The 11,368-nt window shown below is 68.9% G+C and carries 11 protein-coding genes and 1 pseudogene; 3 read left to right on the forward strand and 9 right to left on the reverse strand.

Annotated elements, in window-relative coordinates; all coding sequences use genetic code 11:
• A partial coding sequence (locus tag RTM68_RS13625) for a phosphoribosylglycinamide synthetase C domain-containing protein (RefSeq protein ID WP_312171800.1) occupies positions 1-193 on the forward strand: 193 nt, incomplete at its 5' end.
• Between the two features lie 237 nt (positions 194-430).
• On the opposite strand, the gene RTM68_RS13630 is transcribed toward RTM68_RS13625, so the two are convergent.
• The 7 genes from RTM68_RS13630 to RTM68_RS13660 all read right to left on the reverse strand — a co-directional run bounded on the left by RTM68_RS13630 (position 431) and on the right by RTM68_RS13660 (position 6,521).
• Positions 431-1,159 (reverse strand): amino acid ABC transporter ATP-binding protein, encoded by a 729-nt coding sequence (locus tag RTM68_RS13630; RefSeq protein WP_312171802.1) that lies wholly within the window; start codon positions 1,157-1,159, stop codon positions 431-433.
• On the reverse strand, positions 1,156-2,634 hold the full coding sequence (locus RTM68_RS13635; RefSeq protein WP_312171805.1) for an amino acid ABC transporter substrate-binding protein/permease: 1,479 nt from the start codon (positions 2,632-2,634) through the stop codon (positions 1,156-1,158). Before RTM68_RS13635 ends, RTM68_RS13630 begins: the two co-directional genes overlap by 4 nt.
• 128 nt (positions 2,635-2,762) lie before the next feature.
• Positions 2,763-3,293: a GNAT family N-acetyltransferase gene (locus tag RTM68_RS13640; protein ID WP_312171807.1), complete on the reverse strand. Its 531-nt coding sequence runs from the start codon at positions 3,291-3,293 to the stop codon at positions 2,763-2,765.
• Between the two features lie 193 nt (positions 3,294-3,486).
• Positions 3,487-5,001, reverse strand: coding sequence for a DHA2 family efflux MFS transporter permease subunit (locus tag RTM68_RS13645; protein ID WP_312171809.1), 1,515 nt, complete (start codon positions 4,999-5,001; stop codon positions 3,487-3,489).
• Entirely contained in the window at positions 4,998-5,624 is a 627-nt protein-coding gene (locus RTM68_RS13650; RefSeq protein ID WP_312171811.1) for a PadR family transcriptional regulator, read from the reverse strand. The genes RTM68_RS13645 and RTM68_RS13650 overlap by 4 nt, the downstream gene beginning before the upstream one ends.
• Positions 5,625-5,702: 78 nt before the next feature.
• Positions 5,703-6,251, reverse strand: a complete 549-nt coding sequence (locus RTM68_RS13655; protein ID WP_312171814.1) for a GNAT family N-acetyltransferase — start codon at positions 6,249-6,251, stop codon at positions 5,703-5,705.
• Positions 6,252-6,305: 54 nt separating this feature from the next.
• Positions 6,306-6,521, reverse strand: coding sequence for a DUF2945 domain-containing protein (locus tag RTM68_RS13660; protein WP_312171816.1), 216 nt, complete (start codon positions 6,519-6,521; stop codon positions 6,306-6,308).
• Positions 6,522-6,623: 102 nt separating this feature from the next.
• Here RTM68_RS13660 and RTM68_RS13665 point away from each other — a divergent pair, with 102 nt between their 5' ends.
• Together RTM68_RS13665 and RTM68_RS13670 are read left to right on the forward strand one after the other, a co-directional pair.
• Positions 6,624-7,502, forward strand: a complete 879-nt coding sequence (locus RTM68_RS13665; RefSeq protein WP_312171818.1) for a phosphoribosylaminoimidazolesuccinocarboxamide synthase — start codon at positions 6,624-6,626, stop codon at positions 7,500-7,502.
• Between the two features lie 230 nt (positions 7,503-7,732).
• A complete protein-coding gene (locus RTM68_RS13670; RefSeq protein WP_312171820.1) occupies positions 7,733-9,088 on the forward strand; it encodes a solute carrier family 23 protein in 1,356 nt (451 codons plus the stop codon).
• Between the two features lie 117 nt (positions 9,089-9,205).
• Here RTM68_RS13670 and RTM68_RS13675 read toward each other — a convergent pair whose 3' ends face one another.
• Together RTM68_RS13675 and RTM68_RS13680 are read right to left on the reverse strand one after the other, a co-directional pair.
• A complete protein-coding gene (locus tag RTM68_RS13675; RefSeq protein ID WP_312171822.1) occupies positions 9,206-10,918 on the reverse strand; it encodes a biotin carboxylase N-terminal domain-containing protein in 1,713 nt (570 codons plus the stop codon).
• A 135-nt stretch (positions 10,919-11,053) separates the two neighbouring features.
• A pseudogene (locus tag RTM68_RS13680) lies at positions 11,054-11,320 on the reverse strand (allophanate hydrolase); the annotation flags it as partial.
• Positions 11,321-11,368 lie beyond the last annotated feature (48 nt).

An 11,368-nucleotide genomic window follows, 5' to 3' on the forward strand; every position in this document is an offset into this window, starting at 1 on the left:
GGTGCACGCCGCGACCGCGAGCCCTGACGCCCCCGGAGGCTCGCTCATCGCGACCGGCGGCCGCGTGCTGAACGTCGTCGCCGTGGCATCCGACTTCCGCACCGCGCGCGACCGCGCCTACGAGGCGATCGGCCGCATCTCGCTCGACGGCTCGCACTTCCGCACTGACATCGCCGCCCGCGTCGCGGAGTAGTCCCCGCCGCGACGTCGGGCACCCCGTTCTAGACGGGCCCCCTCCCCGCACGATGCTGCTTCCCATCCGGGCACAGCTTCGGATGCCGCGCACGCCACCCCGCAGCATCCGCCCGTCGCACCGGCGAGTCCGATCCGATCTCCGAAACCGTGCCCGGCACCTGCCCCGAAACCGTGCCCGGTGCACGACGAAGGCCCCCACCCGAATCCGGGTGAGGGCCTTCGTCACGGGGAACTCTCAGAGCACCTTCGAGAGGAAGTCCTTCAGACGCTCGTTCTTCGGGGCGCCGAACAGCTCGGCCGGCGGCGCCTCCTCGACGACGACTCCGCCGTCCATGAACACCGTGCGGCCCGAGACCTCGCGGGCGAAGCCCATCTCGTGCGTCACGAGCACCATCGTCATGCCGCCCGACGCGAGGTCGCGGATGACCTGCAGCACCTCGCCGACCATCTCGGGGTCGAGGGCGCTGGTGGCCTCGTCGAAGAGCATGATCTCGGGGTCCATCGCGAGCGCCCGCGCGATCGCGACGCGCTGCTTCTGACCGCCCGAGAGGGATGCCGGCTTCGCGTCGGCCTTCTCGGCCAGGCCCACCCGGTCGAGCAGAGCGAGCGCCCGCTCGCGAGCCTCGGCCTTCGACAGCTTGCCGAGCTCGATGGGTGCGAGCGTGATGTTCTCGAGCACCGTCATGTGCGGGAACAGGTTGAAGTGCTGGAAGACCATGCCGATGCGCTGGCGCACCTCGTCGAGCTTGACGCTCTTGTCGGTCAGGTCGACGCCGTCGATGATGACGTGACCCGAGGTCGGCTCCTCGAGCTTGTTGAGGCAGCGCAGCAGGGTCGACTTGCCGGAGCCCGACGGACCGATGACCGCCACGACCTCGCCGTCGTCGACCGTGAGGTCGATGCCCTTGAGAACGTGGTTGTCGCCGAAGGACTTGTGCAGGTCCTTGACCTCGATCTTGCTCATGCGGTGAACTTCCTCTCCAGGCGGTTCGCGAGCAGCGTGAGAAGCGTGATCACGACGAAGTAGATGATGGCGACGATCGTCAGCACCTGGGCCGACAGGTACGTCGAGGCGATGATCTGGCGCGACACGAAGGTCAGCTCGGCGAGACCGATCACGCTGATCAGCGAGGTGTCCTTGAGGGTGATGATGCCCTGGTTCACGAACGACGGGATCATGATGCGGAATGCCTGCGGCAGCACGACCTTCTGCATGGTCTTCCAGTGGCCGAGGCCGAGCGATCGCGAGGCCTCGTTCTGGCCCGGGTCGACGGCCTGGATGCCACCGCGGATGATCTCGGTCATGTACGCACCCGTGTTCAGCGAGAGCGTGATGGCTCCCGCCACGAACGGGTTGAACGTGAGGCCGGGGAACAGCTGCGGAATGGCGAAGAACACGAAGAACGCCTGCACCAGGATCGGAGTGCCGCGGAAGACGAACACGTACGCGGTGGCGAGCCAGCGGAACGGGAGGAACTTCGAGATGCGCCCGAATCCGAACACGATGCCCAGGATGAACGCGGCGACGAGAGCGACGAGTGTCGCGAGGATCGTCAGCCACAGGCCCTCCATGAGAGCGGGCCAGTACTTCACGGCGACCGAGAAGATGTCGGTCGCCTGCGTGGTCTCTTCACCGCCGGCGAGGTAGGTGTCGACGATCTCGTCGTACTCGCCGGAGGCCTGGAGGTTCTCGAGGCCCGCGTTGAACTTCTCGATCAGTTCGGGATTCTGCCCCTTGTTGACCGCGAAGCCGTACTCGCCGCCGAGCTCGGGTTCGCCGATGAGGCGGAAGCCGGACCCCTGCTGGATGCCGTAGGCCAGAACCGGGAAGTCCTCGAAGTAGCCCACGGCCTGTCCGGCCTTGACCGCATCGACCATGTCGGTCGTGTCGGAGTAGGGCGTGACGCGGAATCCGTACTCGTCCTGATTGTCCTCGGCGAAGGTCTGGCCCTGCGTGCCGGTCTTGACCGCGACCGTCTTGCCGTCGAGGTCGTCGAGCGACTGGATGTCGCTCGCATCCAGCACCCCCAGCTGGATGCCGCTGGTGAAGTACGGCTCGCTGAAGTCGAAGATCTGCTGACGTTCGTCGGTGATCGACATGCCGGCCATGACGGCATCCACCTGGTTCGACTGGAGCGCCTGCAGCGCCGCATCGAACCCGAGCTGGCGGATCTCGACCTCGAAGCCCTGGTCCTCGGCGATCGCCCGGAGCAGGTCCATGTCGATGCCGACCAGGTCACCCTCGGGCGACGTGAACTCGAACGGCGCGAACGTCGTGTCGGTGCCGATGACGTACTTCTCGGTGTCATAGGCCGCGGAGGCGGCGGATGCTCCGCCGAGCAGCGCGCCGGCCGCGATGAACGCCGTGAGCGCCATCGCCCCGACGGTGCGTCCGAGCGTGCGCAGACGCGCAGACGCAGAAGAGGGATGTGGGATCACGACGGATGCTCCTCGGATCGGATGGGCGACAGGATGCTGCCACCGGGATGGTCGTCGACCATCCACCCTAACCGGCGACGGCGTGTCGCCGTGTTCCGAGCGGGGTCCGGGAGTCCGCTCGCTCGCCGCTAGAGGGCGATCCAGTACCGGCGCACCGGCTGCTCGCCGTGCTCGGGCAGCGTACGGACGTCCTGCAGCACGCCACCGGCACCCTCGATCGTGCGGAACGAGCCGACGTTGTCGTCGTCGCACGTGACCATCACGCGCTCGAGCCCGATCTCGCGGGCGCGCTCGAGTCCGAGGCGCAGCGCTGCGGACGCATACCCCTGGCGACGCCGCGATGCCCGCACGGCGTAGCCGATGTGGCCGCCGACCTCGCGCAGGTAGTCGTTGAGGTCGTGCCGGAACGAGAGGAACCCGACGACCTCGCCGTCGTCGGTCACCCAATACAGGTCGTTGTGCACGGCATCCGCCGGGAGCTCCGCCGTGGTGTCGGAGAGGAGCGCGGACTTCTCGATGAGGGCGTCGAGCGTCGCACGGTCGGGGGTGACCGGCGCCTGCAGACCCGAACCGTCGACATGCCCGTCACCGAACTCGGCGACGGCTGCCGCCCAGGAGTCGAAAAGGTCGGTGGTGGGCCTCGTGAGCTCGATCGTCATCGCCCGATGAGATCACACCGGTCGCCGCGGGCGCAAACCGGTCAGCCTCGCCGCCCACCCCGTTTCGTCACTTCGACTCGCTTCGCTCGCTCAACGACCGAAGGAACACCGGTCGTTGAGCGAAGACGACGAAGTCGACTGAGACGAAACGTCGCGAGCCGCCCTCGAACCGGGCGGCAGGAGCGTCGCAGGGTCAGCTCGCGGCATCCGCCTTGTCGTAGCGTCCGAGGAAGAGCGAGGCGATGAGGGCGACGACCATCACGCACGCCGGGAGCAGGATGGCCTGCGACATGCCCGCCGCGAAGCCCTCGGCGACCTGAGGCGGAAGGGATCCGCCGCTGATGCCCGAGGGAGCGTCGGCGAGACCCGGCAGATTCGCCTCGAGGCGCGACTGCATGAACGCGGCGATGGATGCCGAGCCGATGACCGATCCGATGGTGCGGGTCGTGTTGTAGATGCCCGCACCGGCTCCGGCCTGACGCGGCGGCAGCTTGCGCGTCGCGGTGGTCGCGAGCGGACCCCACATACCCGCGTTGCCGATGCCCATCAGCGCGGACGGCATGAGGAACATCCAGATCGGAGTGTCCATGTTGATGAGCGCCGAGTACCAGATCAGGGCGACGATGACGCACAGCAGACCGGGGATCAGGATGATGCGCGGGTCGACGCGGTCGAGCAGCTTGCCGGCGAACGGGGCGAGCACCCCCGAGAGCACGGCCATCGGGATGAGGAGCAGCGCGGCCTCGGTCGGGGTGAGGGCGCGCGCCGTCTGCAGGAAGAACATCATCGGCAACGACATGCTCGTCACCGTGAAACCGACCGCCGCGATCGCGACGTTCGCGCCCGAGAAGTTGCGGTCGCGGAAGAGGTCGAGGGGCACCAGCGGCTCACTGCGGGTACGCGCCTGCTGCACGATGAACAGCCCGAGCACGACGAGTCCGGCGATGATGAGGCTCCACACCGAGATCGGCCCCCAGATGACACCCCAGTCGAACTTCTCGCCCTCCTGAAGACCGAAGACGAGCAGGAACAGCGCGATCGCGCTGAGGACCACGCCGACGATGTCGAAGCGGTGCGGGCTGGTGGCGAGCTGCGGAACCAGGCGCCAGGCCAGCACGAACGCCACGATTCCGACCGGGATGTTGACGAAGAAGATCCACTCCCAGCCGAAGCCGTCGACGAGCAGGCCACCGACCAGCGGACCGACCAGTGTCGCGACACCGGCGGTCGCACCCCACAGCCCCATCGCCGCCCCACGACGCTCGGGCGGGAAGGTGCGCGTGATCACGGCCATGGTCTGAGGCGTCATGAACGCGGCGCCGAGCCCCTGCACGGCGCGGGCGGCGATGAGCATCTCGAGCGAGTCGGAGAGACCGCACCAGAGGGATGCGAGGGTGAAGACGGCGAGACCGATCAGGTAGATGTTCTTCGGCCCGAACCGGTCGCCGAGACGTCCGGTGATCAGGATCGGCACCGCGTACGCGAGCAGGTAGGCGCTGGTGACCCACACGACGTTGTCGAGGTTGTTGGTCGTCGGGTCGAGGGCCGCCTTGATCGCGGGGTTCGCGACCGAGACGATCGTCGTGTCGACCAGGATCATGAAGAAGCCGATGACGAGCGCCCAGAGGGCGGGCCAGGGGCTGGACGGGCGGTGCCCGGCGGCGAAGGTGCCGGTGTCGGGACCCGACTTCTGGCGGGATTCGGTCATTGCTGTGCAGCCTTTCGCTGTGCGCGGTAGCGCTCCGTGTCGTCGAAACTCGTGGGACCCCAGGGGAAGGCCTCGGCGTCGAGGCGATCGAGCAGGGAGTCGAGCCAGCGCAGCTCGGCCTCGAGCAGCACCTCCTGGCGCTCGAACTCGACGAGCACCTGCTCGGGAGCACCCCTGCGCCGCGCCGCGACGAGTCCGTCCCGGTGCTCGATGTGCGCGGCGGCGAGGTCGACCCGTCGTGCGCGCAGGCACTCGATCGCGTCGGGGCGTTCGAGGTTGTGCGCCTCGGCGAGCGCGATGCGGAACTCTGCCGGATGCTCGACGCTCGCCAACTCACGCTGCAGCCAGTCGATCAGCACCTCGGTCCCGGCATCCGTGAGCGTGTAGGTGGTGCGCTCCGGGCGATTGCCGTCTCGGTCGATGCCGACCTCGTCGATCAAGCCCTCCCGCTGCAGTCGACCGACCGTGTGATAGAGGGTGCCGTTGGTGATGGTGAGCAGTCGCTCGTCGCGGCGGGAGCGCATCAGTCGCACCATCTCGTAGGGGTGCATGTCACCCTCGCGCAGCAGCGCGAGCACCATCACCCCCATCGGGGTCAGTCGCTCCACCGGATCCTTCGACATCTGCTCCACCTCAAATAGTCCACGTGGACTATACGCTTGTTTCGACCGGTCGACAAGATGGATGCCGGGTCGGTCGCGCTACTTCAGGGTCGCGGCGAGCTGCTCCGGCGTCAGCCGTCGGTCCGCGTATACGAGCCGCATCACCTGGGTGTCGGGATTGCCCGCATCCGGCGCCCGGTGCACGAGTTCGAGGCCGAGCTTCTCGGCGACATGCGCCGACGCCCTGTTGTGCTCGACGAGGTAGGCGATCACGGGGCGCTCGGGGGCGATCGACCTCGCCGCTTCGACCCCCGCCCGCGCCAGCTCAGTCGCCAGGCCCTGACCGTGGTGGTCCCCGGCGATCCGATAGCCGATGTTCCACACCTCGCCGCCGAGCAGCGTGCATCCTCCGTTGCCGACGACCTCGCCGGTGTCGCGCAGGCGGGCCACCCACGATCCGAGACCCGCGTCCGCCCAGCTGCGCTCCCAGCGCTCGATCATCTCGACGGTCTGCGCGCGATCGGTGTGCCGCAGACTCGGATAGTGCGTCCACACCCTCGGATCGCTCTGGATCGCGAAGACCTCGTCGAGGTCGGAAGCGACGGCACGCGACAGTCGCAGGCGTTCGGTGAAGGTGTCGTCGGTCACAGCGTCCAGGCTAGGCACCCCCGCCGACACTCGGCGCGAGCGGCAGGCGGCGACTCAATCCGCCAACCGGCGCAGCGCCGATCCCTTGTGCGCGGCCTTCTCACCGCTCTTCTCCGACGTCACGATGTAGGCCGGTTCGTCATCGGAGGCCGTGAAGCTCTGTCCGGCGAACCGGAAGTCCTTCGTCCTCTTCTCCTCCACGGTGCCCCGGGTACGCCCCTGGGACGTGTTCCAGCTCACCCGGTCACCCGTCGACAGGTCCTTCGTCATGGTTCCTCCGCTCCGTGGATTCGAGCGTCGCCGATGCGCGAGGGATCACGCCAGCCCTTGACACGACACGACATCCGCGTCGCCGACCGGGATAATGGGCGGGTGAGCACACCTTCGGACAGCACCGCGCAGACCATTCCCGGCTGGCGCCACATCTACTCGGGCAAGGTCCGCGACCTGTACGCCTCGGAAGACGCCGCCGACACCCGCATCCTCGTGGTCGCCTCCGACCGCGTGAGCGCGTTCGACTTCGTGCTGTCTCCCGGCATCCCGCAGAAGGGAGCCCTGCTCACCCGTCTCAGCCGCTGGTGGTTCAGCGAGCTGAGCGATGTGCCGAACCACCTCGCAGACGGTGAGATCCCCGCGAGCGCCGCCGACCGCGCCATGCTCGCGCAGTCCCTCGAGATGCTGCCGATCGAGTGCGTCGTGCGCGGATACATCACGGGTTCGGGCTGGGCCGAGTACACCGAGAGCGGCACCGTGTGCGGCATCCCGCTGCCCGCCGGGCTGCAGAACGGCGACCGTCTGCCCGAGCCGCTGTTCACCCCCGCCTACAAGGCGCCCATGGGCGAGCACGACGAGAACATCACCTTCGAGAAGACGGTAGAGCTGGTGGGCGCCGAGCGCGCGGCCGAGCTGCGCGACGCCTCTCTGGCGCTGTACACGCGCGCTGCCGCGATCGCCGAGGAGAAGGGCCTGATCCTCGCCGACACCAAGTTCGAGTTCGGAACGGATGCCGACGGCACCCTGCGCCTGGCCGACGAAGTGCTCACGAGCGACTCGTCGCGGTACTGGGATGCCGAGGCCTGGCGCTCCGGCACGACGCCGAGCGAGCGCATGGCGAGCTTCGACAAGCAGATCGTGCGCGATTGGCTCGCCGCGAACTGGGACAAGCAGGGCGAGCCGCCCGTGCTGCCCGAGGACATCGTCGAGCGCACGGCCGCGCGCTACCGCGAGCTGATCGAGCGCCTCGGGGCCTGATCCGCGGCACCGCGTCGGTATCACCCCCTCACTCCCTCCACTCCCCAGCCCCTCACTCGCTGCGAAGGCAATCTCCTCCCGCGAAGGACTGATCGGTGGATGCGGTCCTTCGGAGCCAGAGATCTCCTTCGCAGCGAGTGAGGGAGCAAGCCCGCTCGCACCCAGGCAATACTCAGGAATCGGTAGTGTTGCGGGAGCACTCCCACTCCCCCCGATCCTGAGGAGCCCGCATGCCCCTGTGGAAGACCCACGGAAACGGACGCACGGTCGAGCCCGGCGCCGTCGTGAAGCCCGAAGAGCGCCTGAACTGGCCCGCCACGATCGCGATCGGCGCCCAGCACGTCGTCGCGATGTTCGGGGCGACGTTCCTCGTGCCGACGCTCACCGGCTTCCCCGTGTCGACGACCCTGCTGTTCAGCGGTCTCGGCACCCTGATCTTCCTGCTGATCACGAAGAACCAGCTGCCCAGCTACCTCGGCTCGTCGTTCGCGTTCATCGCGCCGATCACCGCCGCGGTCGCGGCGGGCGGCACCGGCTCCGCCCTGGCCGGCGTCGTCGCGGTCGGCATCCTGCTCACCGTCGTCGGCCTGGTCGTGCAGTTCGCCGGTCTCCGCTGGGTCGACGCCCTCATGCCCCCGGTGGTCGCCGGTGCGATCGTCGCCCTGATCGGCTTCAACCTCGCCCCGACGGCGTGGAACAACTTCCAGCTCGACCCCGTGACCGCGACCATCACGCTCGTCGCGATCATCCTGTTCGCGGTGCTGTTCCGCGGGTTCCTCGGACGCATCTCGATCTTCCTCGGCGTCGCGGTCGGCTTCATCTACGCCGCCTTCACCGGCTCGTTCGACGTGCCCAATGCGCTGCGCGGAGGCAAGACGCCCGCCGAGCTCATCGCGGATGCTCCCTGGGTCGGCCTGCCCGAGTTCCAGCTCCCCGACTTCGTCGCCCCCGGCACCTGGTCGACCATCGCGATGTTCCTCCCGGTCGTGCTCGTGCTCGTCGCCGAGAACGTCGGCCACGTGCGCGGCGTCGCGACGATGACCGAAGACCCGGCGATCAACAAGCACACGGGTCGCGCACTCATCGCCGACGGCGTCGCCACGACCATCGCCGGTGGCTTCGGCGGCTCGGGCACCACGACATACGGCGAGAACATCGGCGTCATGGCCGCCACCCGCGTCTACTCGACCGCCGTGTACTGGGTCGCGGGTCTCTTCGCGATCCTGCTGGCGTTCTCACCCAAGGTCGGCGAGGTCTTCAACTCGATCCCGGCCGGTGTGCTGGGCGGCGCGACGACCGCGCTCTACGGCCTGATCGGCATCATCGGCATCAAGATCTGGGTCGACAGCAAGGTCGACTTCTCGCGTCCGGTGAACCAGTACACCGCAGCCGTCTCGCTCGTGATCGGCATCGCCGGCTTCTCGATGCAGCTCGGAGACTTCTCGTTCGGCGGCATCGTGCTCGGCACGGTCGCTGCGCTCCTGATCTACCACCTGGGCAACGCGATCGCCCGCGCCCGCAAGACCGGCGCCGACGACCCGAAGCCGCTCGAGGCCGTGGGACCGCTGGGCGGCGACCCGGCCTAGAGCCCGACAGGCGGCCGTGCACACCTCAGCATGAGCTCGCCCGGACTCGGCCGCAGGGCCGGTCGGGGCGGGATCTGCTCTCTTGCTGAGTTGTGCACCGTGCGAACCGTCACGGTCTCACTCGATGACGGCGAGGACCCCATCCGGCGCGATCGTCGACGAGAGCTCGGCCCGGTGCGACAGGGTGCCGGCGCGGTGGGCGACGACGGTGGTCTCCATCTTCATCGCGTCGAGCACCGCGACCGCGTCGCCCTGCACCACGCTCGCACCGTCGTCGACGAGCCAGCGCACGAGGGTCCCGGGCGCAGGTGAGCGAAGTTCGGCCGGATCGGATGCCGAGGCCGCGACCTCGGCATGCGCCGGTCCGCCGAGTCCGGAGAGCAGACCGATCGGCAGACCGAGCACGACACGGCGCCCGTCGATCTCGACGGGGAAGCGCTGCAGTTCGGCATCCGGGACGGGAGCCGGACGCAGCTGCGTCTCGAGGCGCGGCAGCAGCGTGCTCTCGATCCACTGCGTGTGCACCGCGAAGGTGTCGGTGGCGAAGGCCTCGTCGTCGAGCGCGAGCAGATCGAAGGGGATGACGGTCGCCGGTCCCTCGACCGTGAGCTCGCGCAGTGCCCGACGCGCGCGGACCAGCGCCGCATCACGGGAGTCCGCGTGCACGATGAGCTTCGCGATCATCGAGTCGAACGCGGGCTGCACGACATCGCCCGCCTCGATGCCGCTGTCCCAGCGCACGCCGGGCCCACCGGGCACCCGCAGCGATGTGACCCGACCGGGGCTCGGCAGAAAACCGCGACCGGGGTCCTCCGCGTTGATGCGGAACTCGACGGCGTGCCCCGACGGCACGGGCGTCTCCGCGAACGAGATGCCCTCGCCGAACGCGATGCGGAACTGCTCGCGCACCAGATCGGTGCCGGTGACCGCCTCGGTGACCGGATGCTCCACCTGCAGTCGGGTGTTCACCTCGAGGAAAGAGATCGTGCCGTCGGCAGCGAGCAGGAACTCCACGGTGCCCGCGCCTCGATACCGCACCTCGGCGCAGATCGCCCGAGCCGCGTCATGGAACCGCCCGCGCTGATCGCTCGACAACCCGGGCGCGGGTGCCTCTTCGATGAGCTTCTGGTTTCGACGCTGCATCGAGCAGTCACGGTCGCCGACGACCACGACGCCGCCGTGTCCGTCGCCGAGCACCTGCACCTCGATATGGCGCGGGCTCTCGAGGAAGCGCTCGACGAAGCACTCCCCCCGACCGAAGGCGGCGATCGCCTCGCGGGTCGCGGCGTCGAACGCGTCGGCGACCTCTGACAGCTCCCGCACGACCTTCAGCCCACGGCCGCCACCGCCGAACGCGGCCTTGATGGCGATCGGAAGCCCGTGCTGCTCGGCGAACGCCACGGCCTCGGCGGGTCCGGTCAGAGGCTGATCGGTGCCGGCCGCCAACGGCGCTCCGACCCGCTGGGCGATCCGCCGCGCGGTCATCTTGTCGCCGAGTGCGTCGATGCTGTCGGGCGAGGGTCCGACCCAGACGAGCCCCGCGCCCTCGACGGCTCGTGCGAACTCGGCGCTCTCCGACAGGAACCCGTAGCCGGGATGCACGGCATCGGCGCCGCTCCTGCGCGCCGCGTCGAGCAGCGCGTCGATCGAGAGGTAGGTGCTCGCAGCGGTGTCTCCGCCGAGGCCGAAAGCCTCGTCGGCGAGGCGCACGTGCAGGGCATCGGCGTCCTGGTCGGCGTAGACCGCGACGGACGCGTATCCCGCTTCGGCGCAGGCGCGGATGACGCGCACGGCGATCTCTCCGCGATTCGCGATCAGCACCGTGGTCATGAGGTCTCCTTGATGATGAAGCGGACCCGTGCGCCGGGCGGCAGCTGCCCGGCGAGGTCGAGGCTGCTGTCGGTGAGTGCGCCGATGATCGGGTAGGAACAGCACGGGCTGACCGTCGGGAGGCACCTGGATCGCCCCGGTGACGGCGCCCTCGCTGGGCAGCTCCCCGCTGATGGCGCGCTCGAGGGGCTGGGCACCCTCGAGCCTGATGCCGACCCGGTCGGACCGCGGCGTCACGGTCCATTCCTGGCCGGTGAGGGTCGCGAGGGCCGCCGCCGTGAACCAGTCGTCGCGGGGTCCGAGGGTGATCTCGAGGTCGACGAGGTGACCGGGCGCCGGGAGCGCCCTCGGCAGAGCATCAGGCTCGACGGGATGCGGTGCGCGATCGCCCACACGGAGCACGTCGCCGGCGGCGAGCGCCGCGGGGCCGAGCCCGGCGAGGGTGTCGCT

Source organism: Microbacterium sp., assembly GCF_031988965.1.
In the GTDB taxonomy this organism is placed as follows: Bacteria; Actinomycetota; Actinomycetes; order Actinomycetales; family Microbacteriaceae; genus Microbacterium.